This is a genomic window from Streptococcus suis (genome assembly GCA_024583055.1).
Taxonomy (GTDB): domain Bacteria; phylum Bacillota; class Bacilli; order Lactobacillales; family Streptococcaceae; genus Streptococcus; species Streptococcus suis_V.
The window spans coordinates 1081931-1105041 of the sequence record CP102145.1; the positions used below are offsets into that span (position 1 = coordinate 1081931).

General features: G+C 43.9%; 22 protein-coding genes and 2 pseudogenes. 8 read left to right on the forward strand and 16 right to left on the reverse strand.

The features are described from left to right. Nucleotides 1–110: 110 nt before the first annotated feature. The 5 genes from NQZ91_05335 to rsmH all read right to left on the reverse strand — a co-directional run bounded on the left by NQZ91_05335 (nucleotide 111) and on the right by rsmH (nucleotide 6388). Nucleotides 111–1688, reverse strand: coding sequence for an ABC transporter substrate-binding protein (locus NQZ91_05335; protein ID UUM56834.1), 1578 nt, complete (start codon nucleotides 1686–1688; stop codon nucleotides 111–113). Nucleotides 1689–1855: 167 nt separating this feature from the next. After that, complete coding sequence (gene mraY / locus NQZ91_05340) at nucleotides 1856–2854, reverse strand: phospho-N-acetylmuramoyl-pentapeptide-transferase (protein ID UUM56835.1); 999 nt, start codon at nucleotides 2852–2854, stop codon at nucleotides 1856–1858. 1 nt (nucleotide 2855) lies between these two features. Beyond that, nucleotides 2856–5105: a penicillin-binding protein PBP2X gene (gene pbp2X, locus NQZ91_05345; GenBank protein UUM56836.1), complete on the reverse strand. Its 2250-nt coding sequence runs from the start codon at nucleotides 5103–5105 to the stop codon at nucleotides 2856–2858. Next, nucleotides 5105–5428, reverse strand: a complete 324-nt coding sequence (ftsL, locus tag NQZ91_05350; protein ID UUM56837.1) for a cell division protein FtsL — start codon at nucleotides 5426–5428, stop codon at nucleotides 5105–5107. The genes pbp2X and ftsL overlap by 1 nt, the downstream gene beginning before the upstream one ends. A gap of 9 nt (nucleotides 5429–5437) precedes the next feature. Next, nucleotides 5438–6388, reverse strand: a complete 951-nt coding sequence (gene rsmH / locus NQZ91_05355; protein UUM56838.1) for a 16S rRNA (cytosine(1402)-N(4))-methyltransferase RsmH — start codon at nucleotides 6386–6388, stop codon at nucleotides 5438–5440. A gap of 207 nt (nucleotides 6389–6595) precedes the next feature. Here rsmH and NQZ91_05360 point away from each other — a divergent pair, with 207 nt between their 5' ends. The 6 genes and pseudogenes from NQZ91_05360 (at nucleotide 6596) to NQZ91_05385 (ending at nucleotide 9396) form a co-directional block, all read left to right on the forward strand. Then, on the forward strand, nucleotides 6596–6784 hold the full coding sequence (locus NQZ91_05360) for a helix-turn-helix transcriptional regulator (protein ID UUM56839.1): 189 nt from the start codon (nucleotides 6596–6598) through the stop codon (nucleotides 6782–6784). A gap of 15 nt (nucleotides 6785–6799) precedes the next feature. Then, entirely contained in the window at nucleotides 6800–7018 is a 219-nt protein-coding gene (locus NQZ91_05365; GenBank protein ID UUM56840.1) for a hypothetical protein, read from the forward strand. A gap of 11 nt (nucleotides 7019–7029) precedes the next feature. Beyond that, on the forward strand, nucleotides 7030–8133 hold the full coding sequence (locus tag NQZ91_05370; protein UUM56841.1) for a DUF3278 domain-containing protein: 1104 nt from the start codon (nucleotides 7030–7032) through the stop codon (nucleotides 8131–8133). Further along, nucleotides 8130–8456 carry a hypothetical protein gene (locus NQZ91_05375; protein ID UUM56842.1) on the forward strand — a complete coding sequence of 109 codons (327 nt, stop codon included), beginning with the start codon at nucleotides 8130–8132 and terminating at the stop codon, nucleotides 8454–8456. Before NQZ91_05370 ends, NQZ91_05375 begins: the two co-directional genes overlap by 4 nt. 4 nt (nucleotides 8457–8460) lie before the next feature. After that, entirely contained in the window at nucleotides 8461–8796 is a 336-nt protein-coding gene (locus tag NQZ91_05380; GenBank protein UUM56843.1) for a hypothetical protein, read from the forward strand. A 247-nt stretch (nucleotides 8797–9043) separates the two neighbouring features. Next, nucleotides 9044–9396: pseudogene (locus tag NQZ91_05385) on the forward strand (transposase). Nucleotides 9397–9473: 77 nt separating this feature from the next. On the opposite strand, the gene NQZ91_05390 reads toward NQZ91_05385, so the two are convergent. From NQZ91_05390 to NQZ91_05435, 10 genes are all read right to left on the reverse strand, one after another. Further along, entirely contained in the window at nucleotides 9474–10457 is a 984-nt protein-coding gene (locus NQZ91_05390) for a rhodanese-related sulfurtransferase (protein ID UUM56844.1), read from the reverse strand. Between the two features lie 274 nt (nucleotides 10458–10731). Then, a complete protein-coding gene (locus NQZ91_05395; protein UUM56845.1) occupies nucleotides 10732–11283 on the reverse strand; it encodes an ECF-type riboflavin transporter substrate-binding protein in 552 nt (183 codons plus the stop codon). A gap of 24 nt (nucleotides 11284–11307) precedes the next feature. After that, nucleotides 11308–12156, reverse strand: coding sequence for an S-adenosyl-l-methionine hydroxide adenosyltransferase family protein (locus NQZ91_05400; protein UUM56846.1), 849 nt, complete (start codon nucleotides 12154–12156; stop codon nucleotides 11308–11310). A 149-nt stretch (nucleotides 12157–12305) separates the two neighbouring features. Continuing rightward, a complete protein-coding gene (locus NQZ91_05405; protein UUM56847.1) occupies nucleotides 12306–13295 on the reverse strand; it encodes a lipoate--protein ligase in 990 nt (329 codons plus the stop codon). Between the two features lie 90 nt (nucleotides 13296–13385). Beyond that, nucleotides 13386–14825 (reverse strand): 6-phospho-beta-glucosidase, encoded by a 1440-nt coding sequence (locus NQZ91_05410; protein ID UUM56848.1) that lies wholly within the window; start codon nucleotides 14823–14825, stop codon nucleotides 13386–13388. Then, on the reverse strand, nucleotides 14822–15439 hold the full coding sequence (locus NQZ91_05415; protein ID UUM56849.1) for a histidine phosphatase family protein: 618 nt from the start codon (nucleotides 15437–15439) through the stop codon (nucleotides 14822–14824). The genes NQZ91_05410 and NQZ91_05415 overlap by 4 nt, the downstream gene beginning before the upstream one ends. Before the next feature lie 11 nt (nucleotides 15440–15450). Continuing rightward, complete coding sequence (locus NQZ91_05420; GenBank protein UUM56850.1) at nucleotides 15451–16053, reverse strand: histidine phosphatase family protein; 603 nt, start codon at nucleotides 16051–16053, stop codon at nucleotides 15451–15453. Nucleotides 16054–16061: 8 nt separating this feature from the next. Then, nucleotides 16062–17531: a 6-phospho-beta-glucosidase gene (locus NQZ91_05425; protein ID UUM56851.1), complete on the reverse strand. Its 1470-nt coding sequence runs from the start codon at nucleotides 17529–17531 to the stop codon at nucleotides 16062–16064. Nucleotides 17532–17542: 11 nt separating this feature from the next. Then, entirely contained in the window at nucleotides 17543–17926 is a 384-nt protein-coding gene (locus NQZ91_05430; protein ID UUM56852.1) for a VOC family protein, read from the reverse strand. A gap of 46 nt (nucleotides 17927–17972) precedes the next feature. Further along, on the reverse strand, nucleotides 17973–19454 hold the full coding sequence (locus tag NQZ91_05435; protein UUM56853.1) for a family 1 glycosylhydrolase: 1482 nt from the start codon (nucleotides 19452–19454) through the stop codon (nucleotides 17973–17975). 109 nt (nucleotides 19455–19563) lie between these two features. Here NQZ91_05435 and NQZ91_05440 point away from each other — a divergent pair, with 109 nt between their 5' ends. Then, nucleotides 19564–20478: an AraC family transcriptional regulator gene (locus NQZ91_05440; GenBank protein UUM56854.1), complete on the forward strand. Its 915-nt coding sequence runs from the start codon at nucleotides 19564–19566 to the stop codon at nucleotides 20476–20478. Between the two features lie 249 nt (nucleotides 20479–20727). Next, a complete protein-coding gene (locus NQZ91_05445; GenBank protein ID UUM56855.1) occupies nucleotides 20728–21057 on the forward strand; it encodes an antibiotic biosynthesis monooxygenase in 330 nt (109 codons plus the stop codon). A gap of 44 nt (nucleotides 21058–21101) precedes the next feature. Here the strand turns inward: NQZ91_05445 and NQZ91_05450 are convergent. After that, nucleotides 21102–23011: pseudogene (locus NQZ91_05450) on the reverse strand (beta-glucoside-specific PTS transporter subunit IIABC). Between the last annotated feature and the right edge of the window lie 100 nt (nucleotides 23012–23111).

Below are 23111 nucleotides of genomic sequence, written 5' to 3' on the forward strand. Positions count from 1 at the left end.
TACTTGTGAATACAGGTTCTTATAAAGTTCGGACCTAACTTCCCACTATTGTTTGAATGGGCTGACTAAGATTAGTCAGGCCCATTCGTCTTGTTGAACAAAAGACTCCCTTATTCAATCGTCAATTTAGACGGATCTTCAAAGGTAAAGATTGGAACCAAACCAGCCTCTTCGACATTTTTCACACGCTTGTTAACAGCCAAGATTTTCTTGTTGTCCACAATTGGGTAGATAGCCGCTTGGTCAGCCAATTCTTTCTGCAAATTGTCATAGATTTCTTCACGCTTAGCCTTATCCAGCTCAACCGCGCCTTCTGCAAAGTAGCCGTCAATTTCTGGTGAAGTCAATTTGAAGTAGTTAGACGCTCCACCTGACTTGAAGAGACGAGCATATTGGTCTGGGTCATTCCCCATGATGTAGCCACCCAGGAAGAGATTGTAGGCTGTTGAGCCTTCCTTGCGCAATTCTGTGAAGAGGGCAGATGAATCGCCACCAGCCAATTCAACCGTTACACCGATAGCAGCCAATTGCTGTTGGATCAAGGTTGCTTGTAGGGTTTGTGCTGCGTCAGATGAGTTGTAACCCAGGTTGAGGGTCAGATTGCTGACACCTGCTTCAACCAAGAGCTCTTTGGCCTTCTCAACATTTTGCTCATATTTTTCAACATCATCTGTCTTGTATGGGTTGGCAACTGGAAGGAAGGAATATGGTGTCTCATAGTATTCCTTATCCAAGTAAGCTGCCTGGTTGAATTCATCCTTGTTTAGTGCAAAGAGAATAGCCTTGCGGACCTTGACATCCTTCAACTCTTCAGTCGTCGTATTGAGACCCAGGTAGCCAACACGGTTTTCACTATAAGCATAAGTTTCAAGTGTATCTTTGTCCAAGTCCTTGATAACCGCCGGAAGAACAAAGGCTGCATCTACTTCACCTGTTTGAAGAGCAACTTTAGTCGTATCTGGGCTTTCGATGATACGAAGGACCAGATTGTCGATTTCTGCCTCACCCTTGTAGTAGTTCTCGTTGGCTTCCAACTTGATATACTCACCATTCTTGTACTCTACAAATTTGTAAGGTCCTGTACCGACAGGGGTTGCCTTCAATTGGTTAACAGACAGGTCTGCCTCATCTTTAAAGATGTGCTCTGGGATAATGTAGGTCTCTGCTACGATATTGTCCAAGGCAGGTGCAGACACTGCTGGAAGGACGAATTTGACCGTATAGTCATCTACCTTCTCAACCGTCACAGGTTGGTCGTTGATATAAAGGCCGTCTGAACCACCATTTTCTTTCTTCACTTTTTCATTGTAAGTAAAGACAACATCATCTGCGTTAAAGGCTTCGCCGTCTGACCATTTAACATCCTGGCGGAGTTTAACCGTGATGCTAAGGCCGTCTTCTGCAATCTCGTAAGATTCTGCCAATTCATTGACATAGCTACCGTCTGCCTCGATACGAATCAATGGCGAGTAGATAAAATTGGTCAAGGTCAAGCCCCAACGGTCGCTGGTGTTAAGCGGGTTGGTCGAACTTGGGTCGCCGTCGATAGCATAGGTAAAGGTTTCCGTATCTGCTGATGATGCAGCTTTTGAGCTAGAACCTGTATTGGACGCTCCGCCATTGGCGCAAGCCGCCAAGGTCAAAACTGCTACAGTTGATAAGAGGCCAGTAAGCCATTTCTTTTTCATGTCATTTTCCTCCATTTTACAAAAGTAGTACTAGTTTACCAAGAATCAACTGGCTTGACCAATATATAAAATTTATGAAGACTTAAAATTTATCTATACAGATCGTCTTCAAAGAAAAAACTCTCCGTCCTAGAAGCTACATGTCCAAGACTGAGAGTATTTGTTATTTATAGATATAAAATTGCAAGCGTCAATAGACTCATTCCAAGGCCAAGACCCCAAAGGAAGAAGTCCACCTTCCATTCGCTCCATTTTTCGGATTTGCCAGATAAACCGCCTAGTTCCAAGTGATGGTGGAAAGGAGTCATGCGGAAAATCCGACGACCTTCTCCAAACTTTTTCTTGCTGTATTTGAAATAGGACACCTGTAGCATAACGGATGACGTTTCAAGGACATAAACAAAGCCGATGAGGAGCAGGGTCCATTCCACACGAAGAGCGATTGAAATCGTAGCTAGCATGCCGCCCAGTGCTAGCGAACCGACATCCCCCATAAAGATTTTTGCGGGTTTTCGATTGTAGGCAAAGAAGCCAAGCAGACTACCAATCATGGTCAGGCAGACCAGTAAAATGTCGAACTGCCTATTGATAAAAGCAATGATGGAATAGGCTGCCAAGCTAATCACGACCGAAATCGAAGCTAGGCCATCAATACCATCTGTCAGGTTGACCGCATTTGAGAAGCCGACCAACCAGAAAAGGACAAAGGCAATGTAGAAGGGGCCTAGGTCAAGCAGGTAACCAAAGACATTCAGTTCACCTCCCCCAGTAGCATTGACATGGACAAAGTAGAACACCAGTCCACCAAGTATTTGCAGAGCTAACTTTTGCTTGGGGTTGAGACCCTCATTGATTTTGCGGAAGATTTTCAAAAAATCATCCAAAAATCCGACCAGGCCATAGAGAAACAGGATGAATAGAATGGCTAGTAATCCACCAGTTAACAGGTTGCTGATAGTGGCAAAAATCAGACTCGTTACAATGGCTGTCACCAGAAAGACAGTTCCTCCCATGGTAGGGGTTCCCGCCTTAAATTGATGCTGTTTCACATCCTCGTGCATCTGTTGCCCTTCAATGCGTTTCTTTTGATAAAAAACGATAAATCTTGGAATCAAAAGTAGCGTTGCTAGAAAGGCTACCAGACTCGAAATGAGTGCAAATTGCATGTTAATCTCCTAATGTAATTGTTAATCTCTTGGTTTTCTTCAGCTCTCGACCAAAGGCAACATTCTGGTCCACAACCAGACTTCCCTCTCCCTTATAGACGACTTCGATACCCGTCCATTCGCTAAAGATGTCCATATTTTCCTTGGTCCATCCGTAAAAATCTGGAATATGGGTAAAGTTATTGGTCAGAAGAAGGATTTGCTGATTGGCTGGGAGATTGGTCCCTTCTGTAACAGAAACATCCGTTATCTTGTCGCCATTTCCCAAAATAATAGGCTGAATCAATTGTCTACGCAATTCCTCAGCAGTTGTGCCTGGGCCTTGACCAATAACATCTGGTAACTTAAATTCTGTTTCATTTTCCACAAACTGCAATGAAGGAGCAACATTATCCAAGTTTAAATTATCTTTCAATAACATAGCCTCTTTCAGTATTGGATTAAATATATCCTCCCACTCCATTCCAGTATAGGATTCTGGCTCTCTCACGGTTGCATACATAATAAATTCTGGATCCTCAGCTGGAACCATGGCTACGACTGACTGAAGGTATCGACCATCAATGTAACCCGTTCCATCTTCCTTGGCAATCTGGGCAGTACCTGATTTTACTGCCACATCATAACCATTAACCTGAATAACAGGAGACATAGTCCACTTGTTATAGAGCGTACCAAAAACTGGATCAGTCCCAACTGTGATCATGTAATCCCGTGTATCTGAAGCTGCTTTTTCAGATACAGGATGGCCAACCACTTCAGGTTTGGCAATACGCACCGAATCGGAATTTGGATCATACAAGCCTGAGATGAACTTGGGTTGCAACATGGTTCCGTCATTACCAATAGCCGAGAAGGCCCGCAACATCTGGACCTGAGTCGCTGAAATACCCTGACCGAATGAAGACATGGTAATGGTTACGATGTTGTCGCCCGGCAGGAGGCCTGCACTTTCAGACCCCATTCCAAAACGTGTCGGATAGCCAAAACGGAACTTGGCTAGGTAATCCAACCATTTCTCATTGCCCATTTTTTGTTCCAACATGATCATCCCGACGTTACTGGATAGGGCAAATGCCTGGGCCATATTGAGGGAAACAGCAGACTCTCCCCCATTGACCGTCCAGTCGTTAACCGTTGCATCCGCAATGGTATAGCCATTATTGACATACATCTGATTAGGATCAAAGACATTGCTATCGATTGCTGATGCCAAGGTCATGACCTTCATGGTCGAACCTGGCTCCATAGTGGCCTGATACAGAAGGGAGTACTGGAGCAAATCTTTATCAGCTAACCCTTCTTTTGTATCCGCATCATAGCTTGGTCGTTGAGTTGTTGCTAAAATTTCCCCAGTTTTGGCTGATACCAAGGTCGCACTGGCGTATTTCCCCTTTGTCTTATCAAAGAAAATATCCATGTTGGTTTCTAGCGAACGTTGCAAATCAGCAGATAGAGTCGTATAAACATCTTGACCATCTACTGGCCGAACCCTGATGTCCTCTGTTCCAGGCAGGATCCGACCCTTGTTATCTTTCTCGTAGATAATCTTGCCATCTTGACCTGCGAGAATGCTATTGAGGTAGTATTCCATGCCTGTCTTGCCGCTCAAGCTATAACTTCCATCTTCATTTTCGTCAGGCGTCGCCAATCCAAGGAAATTTGAGGCAAAATTCCCATTTGGATACATTCGCCCAGGGCTCATGTTAAACTTAATGCCCTTGATGCCGGCCGCTTCCATTTCCTGACTAATGGTCATCATGGTATTGTAGGAAATATTTTTCCCCTTAGCACCAAAGTAAATGTGGCTCAATTCTGGCTGCTTCAATTGCTTGAGAGTATACTCCTCATCAATATCTAGAAGATTTTTAAAAATAGAAGCCACCTTGGAGAATTGGCTCGACTCTACATATAAAATCTCATTGGAAGCTGATACATAATTCTTATCAACGACTGCATAGACCGTATAGGTGGTCGAATCTTCTGCGATTGGGAAGCCCAGTCGATCATAGATGGTCCCACGCCTTGCTTGAACTATTACCTCTTGCTGGTGCACACGACTAGCGGCCACTGACAAATCCACTCCGAACTTGGAGTCGGTCCCAATAATGATAGCAAAGTTGATAAGGAAAACCAAAAAGGTAAAAATACTGAGTAAAATCAGGTTCTGACCGACCCTACGCCTGTTCTGCGAAGGCCGGTAGCGTTGTTTCAATATGTACCGTAATAATTTCTTTCGTCTCGTCTGCATTATTCGGCAACCCCTACGTTATTATTGTTTAAGGTCAATCCTTCTTTTTCAGCAATTTCCATCAATCGACCCGAGCGCGTCAATTCCTGGATAGCCTGCTTAGTATCGTCAATTTCTACCTGCTTGGAGTTGATTTGCTGATTGACCCGTGCCATTTCGCCCTGCACCTGCAAGAGCTTGGTCTGGATGAAGATAACCCCAATAGCCAAGAACAGCGCTGTAAATACCAGGCTAGCATAAAAAGCCTTTTCAACGCGGTTAAAGGTTTTGATTTTTTCACTAATCAGACGCATGGTCGTTTCTCTACGTTTTTCCTGCAACATAGCTTACTCCTACTTATGCACTCTCTTTGCTACGCGCAATTTGGCTGAATGCGCACGGTTGTTACTGTCTAATTCTTCTTGACTTGGCAAGATTGGCTTTCTTATGACCAATTCAAGTGGTGCCTTCAAATCATCTGGGATAAAGGGTAAGCCTTTGGGAACATCAATTGTCGAAGCCTCTTTGAACAATTGCTTGGTTAGGCGATCCTCCAGAGAATGGAAGGTAATGACCGAAATCCGTCCTCCCACCGCCAGCAAATCGATGGCCTGCTGAATGGACTCATCCGCTGCCCCCAGCTCATCATTGACCTCAATCCGAATGGCCTGGAAAATCTGCTTGGCAGGATGGCCTTTTTTCTTGAGTTCTTTGGCTGGCTTGGCCGACTTGATAAGCTCCGCCAATTCTGTCGTTGTTTCAATCGGCTTGACCGCACGCGCCTGTTCAATCTTACGAGCAATCTGCTTGGAAAATTTATCCTCACCATATTTAAAGAAAATCCGCACCAGGTCATGGTAGTCATAGCTATTGACCACATCATAGGCCGTCAAATGCCCTTCTCGGTTCATCCGCATGTCCAGCGGCGCATCTTGTTTATAGGAAAAGCCACGCTCTCGCTCATCCAACTGGGGACTGGAAACACCCAAATCATAGCAAATCCCATCAATCTCCGTCACACCCAGCTCAGCCAAACGCGCCCTTAGATTGCGGAAATTATCCTTGATAAAGGTAACCTGTCCCTTTTCAATATAGGGAGCCAGGCGGATGTGGGCATGGTCAATGGCCGTCTGATCCTGGTCAAAGGCATAAAGATGCCCACCTTCTGTCAACTGACTGAGCAGGTACTCGCTATGACCTGCTCCACCCAGCGTTGCATCTACGTAAATTCCATTTGGTTTGATGTCTAACATATCGACTGTCTCATGCAAGAGAACAGTTGTGTGATTAAATTCCTTGCTCATATCTTTTCTATTGTACCACAAAACAATACAAAAAGTTGTTGCAAACTTTTTACAAAAAATATGTCAATTATAGTTGACATCTCTTTAAGATTTTCTTATAATAACATTAGGAAGTATGTCAGATATATTTGACAAAAATAGAGGAGACATCCTCAAAAAATTTTATACAGAGATGTCGCATATATGTGACATAAGATAGGAGGTCATATGAATCGTGTCAAATCCTTCCGAACGGAACTCGGCCTGTCCCAGCTAGAATTAGCCAAGGCTATCGGAGTCTCACGTCAAACCATTAACATGATTGAAAATGACAAATACAACCCCTCGCTGGACCTCTGCATCAACCTAGCCAAGATCCTACAGACCGACCTCAACAGCCTTTTTTGGATTGATTAAAGAAAGGAGAACACTATGAAAAACAAAAGAACTATCGTACGCTCTAGCCTCTCAACCATTCTCTCCCTTCTTCTGATGGCCATTTGGAATATCGCTGATTATGGCTTGGACCATTTCCTTGCTCAAGCAAGTAAACCAACCAGTTGGCTTCAGGTTGCCATTATGGGATTGGTCTACTTCCTAGCGACTCATCACATCACACCCTACCTCATCAAACGGTACAATCTCAACTAAGGAGACAGGCTATGAACAAGGAAACCTTTCAAAACAAGCTCATCAAACGATTTTACGGCATCGCAGGTCCGCTGGATGAATTTCGCCGAAAAGAGGCCATGAGATTGGGCAATATGGCCTTCATCTTCCTCTTCATCGGACTCCTGTTTACTCTTCTTCTGGCTCTCTCCTTGTCCGAACGATTTCCGGAGCAGGTTGGCTACGGCTACCCAGTCTTTTTAGAAATCATCTTGCTAGGACTTCAGAGCTATCTGGCTCTCCAAAGCTATCGCAGCCAGCTGACTGCACTAGATAGGGAGGATTTGTCGGAGAAAGAGGTACGTGGCCTCAAGTGGGCTAGTGTGAAATTCGCTGTATATTTCACTCTGGTCATGTATCTCTGGAATGCCTTTTTCGGGGCCTGGATGGACAAAGACATGGACTTCATAACCAATCTGACCACTCCTCGCTTTTTCTTCGCAGCTTGTTTAGGCGGTATCTTCGTGGGGATTGTGACTCACATTCAGTTAGTTTATCGCCAGAAACAGGCTCAAAATCTGACTAGTAGCTCTGCTATTTCCAAAAAAGAAAAACCCTGGATGACCAAGCTCATCAAACATTTCTACGGTGTGCGAGGTCCCTTGGATGAATGCCGGCGGGAACAGGCTGATGAAATTGGCGGTCTTACTTTTATCTATCTAAGCTGGTTTCTTTTGATAAGCAATGCTGTCGCTTTTATGCTAGCTGTTCGCTATACAACCGAGGTTGCAACCTGGTATCCTATCCTGCTCGGTGCCATTCTCTTTATTCTCATCGCTGTGCTCAGCGTCCAGATGCTCAACCGTGATTTTGGTCAATTCGACCCTGAAGAAATCAGTCCAGAGGAGCAAGCCCGACCCTATCGCCACCCCTTGCGTTGGGGAATTGGTGTCAGCCTATTCAGCTTGATTTTTTCTAGCGTCTCAGACTTGTTTGACAGCAATGGTTCTGTCCTCGAAACTCTCTTCCAACCTAAAAACCTCTTCTACGCTGGTTTTATGGGACTATTTGCAAGCATTGTCATTTCTGCTACCAACTATGTCAAACGACTGGAGGACCAAGAAAACCAACGGAAAATGGAGAGGAGGAAAAAATGAAGAATCACCTATCAACTAAACGACAGTCCATTCTATACTGCATCATTTATATCTTCGTTACCAGCATTTGCCTGGTCTCCTATTGGGCCCCAGAGCCCTTTGCCTCTCCTAGCCTCCTCACCGTCCCTATCACCATTAGCCTGCGTGTGTCACCTAGTCAAGAAGATATTGCCTACTACCTCCTCCAAATCGTCGTCGCTCTGCTAGTCTTGCTTCTGGTATTTGGTATTGGGGTCTGGCTAGGAAAGGTCAAGCCAATCGGACTCCTGTTCCCATTGGCAATGGGACTCTACCTCGTCTACCTTATTACCAAAAAGGAGTAAACACATGAAATCGAAAACACCCCTCCTTCTCTTCGCCATAGGCTACCTGACCATTACTGGTCTGCTCATTGATGGCTTTCTGACCAATCAGCCCAAACCCATGATAATATTGTTCATCCTGTCTATTCCTATCTTTACTCTCCATTTAGTGGAGACCAAGTCCACAGTGGGGCAGGTTCTATACAGACACAACAGTATTCTTCGTCTTATCGCTGCATTGGGAATCCTTTCAACCCTGGCAGTGGGCTATGCTACGGGGCATGTTGACCTGCTACTGCTCCTAGCCTCCCTGGTCTGGTTACTACTACTTTTACTGCCGTCAATTTTCAAAAGAACCTAGTTCGAGATGTACAAGCTCGAACTTTTTCTTTGTCTTCGGACAATTATTTCTTATACTTAACAAAAATCAAAAATAGTGGCTTAATGGTATTATGACAAACAAACTCACCCCCACTCAAGTTCACGAATTAAAACAAGCCCTCAGAGACAAGACAAATGCTCCACATCACAGAAAAATTCAGGCTCTCATTCTTTACTCAGAAAACCAGAACCTAACAGCTAGCGCAAAATCAGTGGGCTTTGTCCATTTAGCATGTGGTTGTAATAGTGATTGGATGAATGAATTTCTACACCAATTGTCAGAAGCTTATCAGATGACTACATTATTCTAGTCATGGACAATGCCGTCTGGCATAAATCTCAGACATTGAATATCCCTGAGAATATAGAATTTACCTTTATTCCACCTTACACACCAGAGATGAACCCTATTGAGCAAGTCTGGGCCGAAATCCGCAAACGTTGTTTCAAGAATAAGCTATTTAGAAGCTTAAATGAGGTTATTGATAAACTTCAAGAGGTTATTCAAAACCTATCTCCTTCTCAACTCAAATCAATTGTACGTAGAGATTGGAGTTTGGCTATTTTTGATTTTAGTTGAGTATGAGTATCAAGTGTAAAGTTCCAGAAAATGGCAGAAAAAAAAGAGCTCGGATTTCTCCAAACTCCTACATATAATTAAGCATGCACTGGTGCCAAGCTCTCACCAATTGCCTCCAAGCGTGCTGCCCATTCTTCGCGGGTCAAGCCGTTTTCAGAGATGTAACGGTTGCGCTCATGGGCACGGCATTCTGCAGAACATCCACGAACATACTTGTGCTCATTTTCTTCTGACATGAGGGTGCGGCGATTACAGAATGGATTGCCACAGTTGACATAGCGTTCGCATGGTGTGCCGTCAAACCAGTCCTTACCAACAACTGTCGGATCTACGTGGTTGACATCCACAGCGATACGCTCGTCAAAGACATACATCTTACCATCCCACAGTTCACCACGAACTTCTGGATCCTTACCATAAGTTGCGATACCACCATGCAATTGGCCGACATCCTTGTAGCCTTCGCGGACCATCCAGCCAGAGAATTTCTCACAGCGGACGCCACCTGTACAGTAAACCACGACACGCTTGTCCATGAATTTTTCCTTGTTGTCACGGACCCATTGTGGCAATTCACGGAAGTTGCGAATGTCAGGACGGATTGCGCCACGGAAATGACCTAGGTCATACTCATAGTCGTTACGGGTATCCAAAACAACGGTATCTTCGTCCAGAAGCGCCTCTTTGAATTCTTTTGGTGACAAGTAAGCACCTGTTGTTTCAAGCGGGTCAATATCACTATCGAAGTTATTGTCTTCTAGACCCAAATGTACGATTTCTTTCTTATAGCGAACGTGCATTTTCTTGAATGCTTGTTCATTTTCTTCATCAATTTTAAACCAAAGGTCGCTGAAAAGCGGGTTAGCATGGACATAATCCATGTACTTTTGAGTTGTTTCATAGTCACCAGAAACAGTACCGTTGATGCCCTCATCAGCAATCAAGATACGACCCTTGAGACCAATCGATTTACAGAATTCCAAGTGCTCAGCTGCATAAGCTTCCGCATTTTCGATTGGAACATATTTATAATATAGCAATACGCGAATGTCTTTTGACATGGTGTGATTCTCCTTTAATCTTTGCAATAGATTAGCGCTAATCAAGCGATTTGACCAGCTCGAAGCTCTGCTATTTTTCAATAACACAGTCTATAAAATTATACCCCGAATCCGGCAGAAATACAAAAATCTTGATTGAAACTATTGGTCTGATAATTCTTCCCTCAATGCCTGTAATTTCCCAAGCTGCTCCGATGGTAGGACTATTTGCATGTTATTATGGTTTGAAGCTATAACAGAAAAATACCTGAGAATCTCTTCTCAGGCACATTTCTTAATCTTTTGACAAACTTCCAGTTTGAGTTTGTGATTTGGTATAAACGGCCACCAAAATTGTTCCTGCGATAGCCACTGTTAGGCCATTCACAATACCAGCAACCAAGCCTTGCGCAAAAACCTTATTTGCAGGCTCGCTATAAACCAGGATATCCAAAACAGGTGCAACTACTCCCCAAGCTACTACGTTAGCAATAATTTGGAAAATGTTGAAGGAAAGAATATCTTTTTTCTCGAAAATTCCCTCTTGGACACGAAGACGATTTTTGGCAAAACCAAGCACTAAACCAAATACACCTGATGCCAAAACCCATGACCACCATGGTGAACCATACTGCAATGAATCCTTGAAAGCATGACCGATAAAGCCGACCAAGAAACCAACAACTGGACCAAAGATAACAGAAAAGAGGGATTGGACAGCATACTGAAGCTGAATCGAAGTATTTGGTACAACAAGTGTCGGAATGCTGATTAAAATCCCAATTACCACAAAGAGGGCTGCACCAATACCGGTTGCGACAACTGTTTTGATAGAATTATTTTTCATCCTAAATCTCCTTAAAAAATATGTTTAGTTAACAATGCGTTTGATTTCAATATGCCAGTTTTGACCGACACCAACGTTGTAGGCTTTGGCAAATGAACCCTGGTTGATAGCAAGACCAACACGGTAGAGGGAATTGATATACAAGAGTGGCTGACCAATGCGGACATCCGCAAAGGACTTGCCATAGGTCACTTGGTTTTGGTAGACCAGCATATCGTTGTTGTAAATGGTCACCTCAAAGCGGTCTTCAAACTGCGGGTTGAGGGTATAGAACTCCTCACGGGTAATCGAGGTCCAGAGAGAACCGAAGCGAACATCGAGAATGTCGATGGCGCCCTTGACAAAGTCTTGTCCAAGTTCTGTTGGAACGGTTGGAATTTCAACAACGTCTTCTACTCGCAGTTCTGGCCCCACTTCTTCAAAAGTGATATGCCCAGATGCCAACTTAGCACCGGTATAAGCATAGACATCGCGACCATGGAAAGTATAGGAATGCTCTGTATTAGCTCTGCGATTGGCCACTTCAGAAATCTCGCGTACCGCCTTGATACCAACGTGCTTCTTGATGAAAGACAGAGTACCGTTGTCAGGGGTAACGATATAGTGATTTTGCTCGGTCAATGCCACCACGCTCTTACGCTTGGAGCCAACACCTGGATCAACAACCGATACAAAAGTAGTGCCTTCTGGCCAGTATTCCACTGTCTGGAAGAGGCGGTAAGAGCCCTCAAAAATATTGTAAGGGGTGATATCGTGGGTCAAATTATGAACCACAATGTCACGTGATTCCTGGAGGGCTACACCAATCATGGCTGAAACCGCTCCGTCAACAAGACCAAAATCCGATTGTAAAACAAGTAAATTATTAGACATAAGTTCTCCTAGATTTGATACTGTTCTATGATAACAAAAAACGCTGCAAGAATCCAATAGGTAATTTTTAAGCTCTGTTATAAGTTTTAACTATAACAAGAAAAGGAGCCTGAGTGTCTGATTAAAAATACACCCAAGTTCCTTATTCCTTAGGCTACAATAGCCTTAGCCACTTCTTCTGTCGTCATGCGTGAGAAGTAATGCGTAGTATCGATTTCTTGCAACTTGGCAAGGACGTCCGCATATTCGTAGCGTGTACCAATCAGCAATTTCTCAATATCCGAAACATCTCCGATACCAAAGAAGTCACCATAAATCTTGATATTTTCGATAACAGATTTCTCCGTTTTCACATAGGTTGTGATTTTACCTGCTGGGTAGCGAACGTTGCGCTCCACAGTGTACTCAGGCGTTTGACCGAAGTTCCAGTCCCAAGTACCAAATTGGGTATCATGTATTTCTTGGATACGAGCCAAGTCCTCGTCAGTCAGGACATACTCGTCCATATCTGGATATTCCTTCTTCATTTGGTTGAGGATGGTATCCTTGAACTCCAGAACAGTCATTTTTTCTGGCAATTCATCATTGATATTGGTCACACGCGCACGGACAGATTTAACCCCTTTAGACTCAATCTTGTCCTTGGAAACTTTGAGCGCATTGGCAAGGACGGTCATATCCACGTCAAAGAGGAGACAGCCGTGGTGCATCATACGACCTTTAGCATAGGCTTGGGCATTTCCACAGATTTTCTTCCCATCAATCTCAAGGTCGTTACGTCCTGTGAAATTAGCCTCAACACCCAGAGTTGCCAGCGTGTCAATCACAGGTTTGGAGAAGGTTTTGAAGTCAAAAGCACCTTCTTCAGACTTATTGGAAATAATGGTGTAGTTGAGGTTGTTGAGGTCGTGGTATACCGCGCCACCACCTGACAAACGACGAACAACGTGAATGCCGTTTTCATCTGTGTACTCTTTGTTAATTTCTTGAATAGCATTCTGATGCTTACCGATGATAATGGCAGGCTCATTGATCCAGAGAATAAAGATTTCATCAATATCGGTCAATTCCTTGAAGGCATAGGCTTCAAGAGCGATATTGTAAGCAGGATTGTTACTGTTATTTACAATGTATTTCATGCTAGACTCCTTGATTTTATAAATTGTTAACCACCTTTTATTATATTGGAAACGATAACAAAAAACAAGCGCAAGGCTTGTCTTTCTGCTTTATTCCACATCTGCTCCGTTTGTAGCGATGACTTTCCTATACCATTCAAATGATTTTTTCTTAGAGCGTTTGAGGGTTCCATTTCCTTCATTGTCACGATCGACGTAAATGAAGCCGTAGCGTTTTTTCATTTCGCCCGTTCCAGCAGATACCAGGTCAATACAGCCCCAAGTGGTGTAGCCTAGAAGTTCAACACCGTCTTCGACAATGGCATCACGCATGGCTAAGACATGTTGGCGGAGGTAGTCGATACGGTAGTCGTCTTCCACATAGCCATTTTCATCTGGCGTGTCAACTGCACCCAGCCCATTTTCAACCACAAAGAGTGGTTTTTGATAGCGATCCCATATGGAATTGATGGTAATGCGGAAACCGAGCGGGTCAATCTGCCAGCCCCACTCTGAGGCATCCAGATATGGGTTTTTGATAGAGGCAAAGATGTTACCAGCTGTCTTTTCATTGACTTCTGGGTCACCAGATGCCACACGGCTTGAATAATAAGAGAAGGAAATGAAATCAACTGTATACTCTTTCAAAAGGGTCAAATCTTCCTCTGTCATCACGATATTCAAGTTTTCGCGTTCAAAATACTTCTTGGCATAATTTGGGTATTCCCCACGCGCTTGTACATCAATGAAGAAATAATTTTCACGGTCCTGGTTGATAGCCGCCCAGACATCGCGCGGATGACAAGTATTTGGATAATATTGACCCGCCGCCAACATACAGCCGACCTTGTTTTCTGGGTCGATTTCATGGGCAAGCTTGGTCGCAATAGCTGAAGCCACTAACTCATGGTGGGCCGCTTGGTATTTGACCTCTTCTACATTTTCACCTTCTTCAAAGTAAAGTCCTGCACCCATAAATGGCGCATGAAGAATCATGTTGATTTCATTAAAGGTCAACCAATATTTAACCAAGCCCTTATAGCGAGTGAAGAGAGTCCGGCAAAGACGCTCGTAGAATTCCAGCATCTTGCGATTGCGCCAGCCACCATAGTGCTCAATCAAATGCATCGGACAGTCAAAGTGAGTAATGGTCACCAAAGGCTCAATCCCGTATTTGTGACATTCCTTGAAGAGATCTTCGTAGAACTGCAAGCCTTTTTCATTTGGCTCTAACTCATCTCCCTTAGGGAAAATCCGTGTCCAAGCGATAGAAAGACGATAAGTCTTAAAGCCCATTTCGCCGAAGAGGGCAATATCTTCCTTGAAATGATGGTACATGTCGATAGACTCTTTAGCCGGATAGAAATAACCATCCTCAAAGTCAAACATTTTTTTGCGACCTGTGATAATTGGTCCACGGTCTTCGCCAATCGGCACGACATCGACGTTGGCAAGACCACGTCCGTCTACATCGTAAGCTCCTTCACATTGGTTGGCTGCTGTTGCACCACCCCATAAAAATCCTTTTGGAAATACTTTTGTTACTGTCATTTTTTCTCCTTTTCCTTTCCTTCTTTTTGATAGAGGGTTTCTTTGTTAACGGGATCCACAATGCTTTGCAAATCGTAGTGACCGTCTTCATAAGTAAAAGTCAGTATGGCACAATTCCGCATCCGCACTCGCGGAAAATCTGTCAATACCTGTCTGAAAAATTGGGCGATGGCGGCTCCATGGCTAACTACTAAAACGGATTGATCGTCCGCTTCTTCCATAATACCTCCAATGGTTTCTTCCATACGTTTTCGGACATCTCGATAGGATTCGCCTCCAAAGGTGACAAAATAATCACCGTAGCCAATGTCTCCCTGTAAGGGAGGATTGAGGTATTCCTGTTGACCCTCGAAGGCTCCGAAATCCTGTTCTTTCAACCCTTTCAAGCGGACATAGTCCGTCCTCCCTGTGACCAATTCTGCCGTATCACAGGCACGTTCTTGGGTTGAAGAATAGACTTTATCGAACTCAATCCCTTGCTCTTGAAAATACTGGTGAGCAGCTAGTGCTTGCTCTCTTCCCAGTTCTGTCAGGGGAGAATCACAGGCCCCTTGAATCCGACCTTGTTGATTAAACCGAGTTTGTCCATGGCGCATCAAGTAAAGATAGTTCATACTAAACCTCCCTACTTAAAGTCATAAACCTTAAAATCATGTGCGGAATCAATCAGTTTTTCAAATCGTATTTGCTCATTTTCAACAGTCAGCTGGCAAATGGCACAGTTGGGCAGGAAGACGCCTGGTGGGAAGGTGACCTTCAAAACCTGCACCAATCCCCAAATAGCTGCACCGTGACTGACCATGAGGATTGGATCAGCTGGTTCGCTTTCTGCGACAGAGAGAATCGCCTCTTTGACACGACTTCCAACTGCTCGAATGTCCTCGCCTCCAAATGGCACCAAGAGGTCTTCGAAAGAACGAGCACCTGGACGGTGCTTGGGGAGCAATTCTTCCTCTCTGGCTTCAAAAATACCGAAGTTCATCTCCTTGAGCCCCTTGATCTGTTGGTAGGGAGCATCCGTAACTAATTTTAGTGTATCAGTAGCCCTCTCTTGCGTGGAAGAATAGGCACTGGTAAAGACGATTCCCTGCTCCTTAAAATACTGACCAACGGCTTGGGCTTGGGCGATACCACGTTCTGTCAAGGGAGAATCCGACCAACCCTGCACTCGTTTTTGCGTATTAAAGAGGGTTTCACCATGACGCATGAGATAAATCGTTTTTGTCATAAGACCTCCTATTTTTCTGTCAATACATTGGCTCCATTGCTGGTAATGACATCTTTATACCAGTAGAATGATGCCTTCCGTGAACGGTCAAAACTGCCCTTTCCTTGATCGTCTGCATCAACGTAGATAAAGCCATAGCGTTTAGACATTTCACTTGTTGAAGCAGAAACTAGATCGATACAGCCCCAAGGGGTATAGCCCATGAGTTCCACGCCATCTTCAATGGCTTCATACATTTGCTGGATGTGTTTTTCCAGGTAGGAAATACGATAGCCGTCCTGGATACTGCCATCTTCCTCCACCTTATCCAAGGCTCCCAAACCATTTTCTACAATGAAGAGGGGAACTTGGTAACGGTCATAAAGCTTGTTGAGGGTGATACGAAGTCCGACAGGGTCTATCTGCCAGCCCCAATCAGAAGCTTCTAAATAGGGATTTGCTTCTCCCAAGATCAAGTTACCTGCAGTTTCCTTGTCCTTGTCTGGAAGAGCACGGGTGATGGATGTCATATAGTAAGAAAAACTCATGAAATCAACAGGATATTGTTTCAAAATCGCTTCGTCTCCAGGCTCGAACACGACCTGGATATTATTTTCTTTGAAGAAGCGTTTCATATAACTTGGGTAGGCTCCACGCACCTGCACATCTGTATAGAAGAGATTTTCCTGGTCTTTTTTCAAGGCCGCCAAGACATCGTCTGGATTGCAGGTGGCTGCATAGTTCTCCATCCGTGCCAACATGCAACCAACCTTGTTTTCTGGGTCAATCTCATGGGCAGCTTTTGTTGCCAAACTAGAAGCGATAAACTGATGGTGAACCGCTTGGTACATGGCTTCTAGGTCATTCTTTCCGTCTTCGAAGAGGAGACCGCCTGATAGATAACCAACCATGCCCAAAATATTGATCTCATTAAAAGTCAGCCAATACTTAACTTTACCCTGATAGCGTTTGAATACTGTCTCGGCATAGCGAACAAAGAACTCTATGACCTTACGGTTTTTCCAGCCGCCGTATTCCAGAGCAAGATGAAGAGGAAATTCATAGTGTGATAGGGTCACCAGTGGCTCGATACCATATTTATTCAGCTCATCGAAGACCGCATCATAAAAGGCCAGTCCTTCTTCATTCGGTTCTAACTCGTCTCCTTTTGGAAAAATACGAGACCAGGCAATCGACAAGCGGAAGGTCTTGAAGCCCATTTCTGCAAAGAGAGCGATGTCTTCCTTGTAGCGATGATAGAAATCAGAACCCCAACGTTTTGGGTAGAGTCCTTCTTGATCTGCCAAGGCAAATTCCACATCAGCCCGCGAAATAGGCTTACCAAAGTGACTCATATCCTTCCGCTTATCTGGATCGGCCGCTATATAGGTATCGGAAGTGGCTGGACCACGCCCTCCCAAATTCCAACCACCTTCGTATTGGTTGGCCGCTGTCGCACCGCCCCAAAGAAATCCTTTTGGAAATTGTTTTGCTGACATGACTTGTCTCCTTATAATGTTAATTCTATTTGTATATCATCAAAACCTAACACACACGATTCGTAGTAGCCATCGCCAGTTACCCGTGGTCCACTAAGAATGGGATAACCATCCTGCTGAAGTCTTGCAGTTAAGTTATCCACCGCTTCTTTGCTTCCTAAACTAAAAGCGAGGTGAATGAGACCTAGGTGATTGAGTTGGCTTGGCTTATCTATCACATCATCTCTTGTCATAATTTCAAGACGTGCTCCATGTTCAAATGTCAGGAAATACGATTTGAAACTCGTTTTTTTATTATGATAAAGCTGATTCGACTCTGCGCCAAAATAAGATTCAAAAAAGATACGCAAGCCATCTAAATCTTGAGTATAAATGGCAAGGTGTTCTATTTTCATGAAATTTTTAACCTTTCTTCAAGAAAAACGGCACATTGCCGTTTTCCTATTCTACATCTTCACCATTGCTGGCAATTACTTTTTTGTACCAATAGAATGAATCTTTAGGTGTACGCTCAAGTGTACCATTTCCTGCATCATCCATATCGACGTATATAAATCCATAGCGCTTGCGCATTTCACCTGTTCCTGCTGATACTAGGTCAATACAGCCCCAAGTCGTATAGCCAATCAAATCAACACCATTGGCAATGGCATCTGCCATAGCATTGACATGGGCACGATGGTAGTCAATACGGTAATCATCGTGAATAGAGCCATCTTCTTCAACTGTATCCAAAGCTCCCAAACCATTTTCTACAATCATCATCGGAATTTCATAGCGGTCGTAGATTTTCTCAAGGTAGTATTGAAGTCCTGTCGGATCTTGAGCCCAACCCCAGTCTGAATAGGTCAAGTAAGGGTTCTTGGCACCGATTGAGAAGTTGCCTGAAACCGTGTCTTCCACTTTATGAGTGGTCACAACTGTTGACATGTAATAAGAGAAGGTATACATATCCACCTTGCCTTCAGCAAGGATTTCTAGGTCTCCCTCTTCCATTTGCAATTCCACATTGTGTTCCTTCCACAATCTGTTTGCATAGGAACCATAGCGACCTTTGGCTTGAACATCACTACAATAGAAAATATTCTGTTCCCATTTGTGTTGATTTTCTAAAATATCCGCAGGGTCACAGGTTCCTGGGTAGAAAGTGATGCCACAAATCATGTTTCCGAATCGATAGTTCGGATCAATTTGATGTCCTAATTTTACAGCCTTGGCAGAGGCAACAAACTGGTGATGTAAGTGTTGGTAGGCATCTTGGTAATCAGAATCCGTTGGTTCACTAAACATATCCAAAAACATGATAGTGTTGTTAATCTCGTTGAAGGTAATCCAATATTTCACCAACCCCTTATATTCATTAAAAATTGTCTCAGCATAGCGGACATAGAAATCAATCAACTTACGATTGGTCCAACCACCATAGCGTTGCTCCAAGCTAAGCGGTGTATCGAAGTGCCAAATGGAAACCAATGGCTCAATACCATATTTGCGGCATTCTTCAAAGACAGAACGATAGAAATCAAGACCTGCTTGGTTTGGCTCTGCATCATCACCGTTTGGGAAAATCCGTGCCCATGAAATTGACAAGCGGAAAACGGAGTAACCCATTTCTGCGAAGAGCTTGATATCTTCTTTATAGCGGTGGTAGAAGTCCACAGCCTTGTGGTTTGGATAATAGTGGTCTTCTAGGACGGCATAGGTCGCCCCTTCTGGCAGATGACCGCCAGCATGCCCCATAGAAGCATATTTACCTGGCTTGCCGTCCTTATCAATGTAGGTTGTATAGCGGGGGCTGTTGACAGTTCCTCCTGTTGTAACGTCTGTCTGGACTAAACCGCGTCCGTCCACATTATAGGCACCTTCCGCCTGGTTGGCTGCGATAGCTCCTCCCCAGAGGAAATTTTTTGGAAATCGTGACATATTACTTCTCCTTTATTTTTTCTAATAAATATAGTATAAACAGATTTGAAACCCTTTTCTTCTCAAATAATATGCTATAATGATACTATCCTACGAATAGGAGGAATATATGCAACCGCCATTAACGGATAAACAGTTTAAGCACACCATTGACTACGATAGTCGTTTGTTACCCTATAAGTATTACCATACCTGTGTCATGGATGGCATTCCTGACATTCTCTTTCATTGGCACAATGAATTTGAAATCAACTATGTTTACGGAGGGACGGCCCGTTACCATATCGACTATGATTATTTCAATAGTCAGGCTGGTGATATTATCCTGATCCGACCCAATGCTGCGCATTCCATCCATCCGATTGAGCAACGGGGGCACGAAACGGATACCCTTCTCTTTCACTTGGATATGATGGGGGCGTCTCACCTAGATCAGACCAGTATGCTCTACCTACAACCCTTACAGACAGATGTTTTCAAGTGTATTCCACGCATCCAGCCCCAAGACCCTGCCTACGCGGAGATTCGACAATGCCTGCTCACCATTTTTGAGTTGGTCAGACACCAGCCACCTTACTTTGAGCTACCTCTCAAGAGCCGACTCTTTGACTTCTTCTACCTGCTCTACCGCTACCGCTACATCGTCCGGAAAAATACTGATGATATGTATCGGAAAAATGAAAAACTCCGGTTGTTGATTGAATACATTCAAGACCATTATGCAGAAAATCTCTCCATCGAGCAGCTAGCAGAGCAAATGGGCTATACAAAAACCCATTTTATGACGATTTTCAAGCAACAAACAGGAACTTCTTGTATGGAATTTATCATCCAAGTCCGACTACGGGCAGCCACCGAGCTCCTCACAAACACTCTCAAGCCTGTGATTGAAATTGCGACCGAAGTTGGCTTTAATAACCTGTCCAACTTCAACCGCCAGTTCAAGCAATACTACCATACAACACCTAGCAGCTACCGCAAGCAATTGCGGAAGAATAGGACCTATACTAATTTTGATAAATAATAGAAAGGACTAGGGCCTCCGTATTTGGTTGAACTAAATACGGGCTACGGACTGTGATAAAAAGATAAACGAGAACTCGACGCTTGCATCGTCGTTCTGTTTCCTACGTCATTTAGTTTTTCTTTTATTACTTCGTTAATTCGCTTTGCCGTACTTCAGTACTGCCTGCAGCTCATTGCCTAGTACTAAAAGTAAACTAAAAGACTATATTTTGTCAGTGTCCGCTTAGCGCCCTCTATATCTTATACTATGATCACCATGCACCTCTACTACACTGGACCAGCTAGCAATGCGCGTGCTTTCGCTCAGGAAATGGAAGCTAGTGGCATTGCTGACCGCATTCGCCAGCAGGCTGGGAATACACATTATCAATACTTTGCACCGCTCGATGATCCCCATTCCATCCTCTTGGTCGATAGTTGGATGGACCAAACCGCCTTAGATATCCACCATGCTTCCCCAATGATGCAGGAGATCTTAGACTTGCGAAGCAAGTACCAGCTGACTGTCACCGCTGAACGCTATCAGAGTGATGAGGCGGGCATTCCTGAGCGAGATAAGGATTTTCTTCATCGCTAAACAAGATTCAAAAAAGTGATTGGCACTGCCAACCACTTTATTTTTTATTTCACAGTTGTCAACAGGTAATCACCACTGTTGATTTGGCTTTCTTGGGTTACCAAGATGTCCTCATAGTCAGCTGTATTGGTCACGATAATTGGAGTGATGACCGGTAGGTCAGCTGCTTTGATTTGGTGGAGATCAAATTCCAGCAATTTTTGTCCTGCTTCAACTTGGTCACCTACTTGGACGAAGGATTCAAAGCCTTTACCAGCTAGAGAGACTGTGTCCATACCAATATGGATGAGAAGCTCTGCCCCATTTTCCGTCCGAAGACCAATGGCATGCTTGGTTGGGAAAACAAGGGTCACTTCAGCTTTAGCTGGTGAAACAAGAATACCATCTAGGGGATCGATAGCAATTCCTTTCCCCATAGCTCCTGAAGCAAAGACTGCATCTGGAACATCTTCCAATTTTACAAGCTTACCGATAAGGGGACTTGCAAGAATTTCTTGCTTGATTTCTTTCAAAGTTGGGGCTGACTCCACTGGAGTCTCAACTACTTTTTTTCAGTTGGCTCTCCGTACAAGTAAGGTACTGGAAGGACCATTTGGATAGCGAAAGATGCGACGATTGCAACTACTGTCAAAATAATCGCAGCAATCATACCTGACATATCACCGTTTGATGGATTAACAAGAGACGGATACAAGAAGACACCCATACCACCTACAGAGTAACCTGTTACATTGAAGAACATAGTGGCCGCGCCAATCACACCTGAAACAGCACATGAGATAAAGAACGGTGTTTTCATTGGAAGGGTCACACCGTAGATAGCTGGCTCAGTCACACCAAAAAGAGATGAAACCAATGCAGGCATAGAAACTGTTTTAACCTTAGACTCCTTGGTCTTCAACATGATTGCCAAAAGAACGCCGGTCTGTGTAAAGTTTGGAAGCAAGGCCGGTACAAGAATTGAAGAAAAACCATTTGATGCTACTTGCATAATTGCCAATGGGACAACTGCCCAGTGCATTCCAAACATAACCAAAACTTGCCAAGTCGCACCAAGAATCAAACCATAAAGCAATGGACTAAAGTTCATGATAGCAGTAAATGTATTTGACAAGACATCAGAGATGAAGTTTGCGACAGGACCAACCACTAAGAAGGTCAGTGGAACAGCAAGCAAGATAGTCACAAATGGAACAACGAAGAGTTTGACAACATCTGGTGTTACTTTACGGATGTTTTTCTCAATAATTGAAGCTACCCACGTTGCGAGAATAGCTGGGATAACCGTTGACAAGTAGCTACCTGCTGTTGGTAAAACAAATGGAATACCAAGTACATTATCCAGTCCTGCCTCTTTCAATGCTGCAAGCGATCCTGGCAAGGTTGGGTAAATCAAGGCCATACCAATTGCTAGGGCAGTAAATTCATTCATCTTGAACTTACGAGCAGATGTCAGAGCCACTAACAATGGTAAGTATTGGAAGAAACCGTCACCTGCCGCATTTAAGATAGCATAAATAGCACTATTATCACTCGTCAAGCCTCTCGAAGCCATAATGGCAACAAGACCTTTAATGATACCAGCAGCAGCCAAAGGTCCCAAAAAGGCTTGGAAGATACCTGATAACAAATCAATAAAGCGTTCAAAGAGATTTCCCTTCGGTCCATCACCTTCATCAATATCCAGTGCCCCATCTCCTGCAATACCTGCTGCTTTTTGCACAGCCGCATAAACATCTGGGACATGGTTACCAATAACAACTTGGTATTGTCCGCCAGCTTGTACCACAGTAACGACACCATCACGCGCTTTCAAGTAATCTGTATCAGCCTTGCTCTCATCCTTGAGACCAAAACGAAGACGAGTCACGCAGTGTTTCAAACTGCTGATGTTTTCTTTTCCACCAACATGAGCTACAATATCTGTAGCTAAATCTGTATAATCCTTAGCCATTTTTCGGCTCCTTTCTTTTTTCCTGATAAACAGAAAAACCTAAACATATACCAAACACTATCCCCAGCCTATGCTGAAAAATATGCCTTGTATATATTTA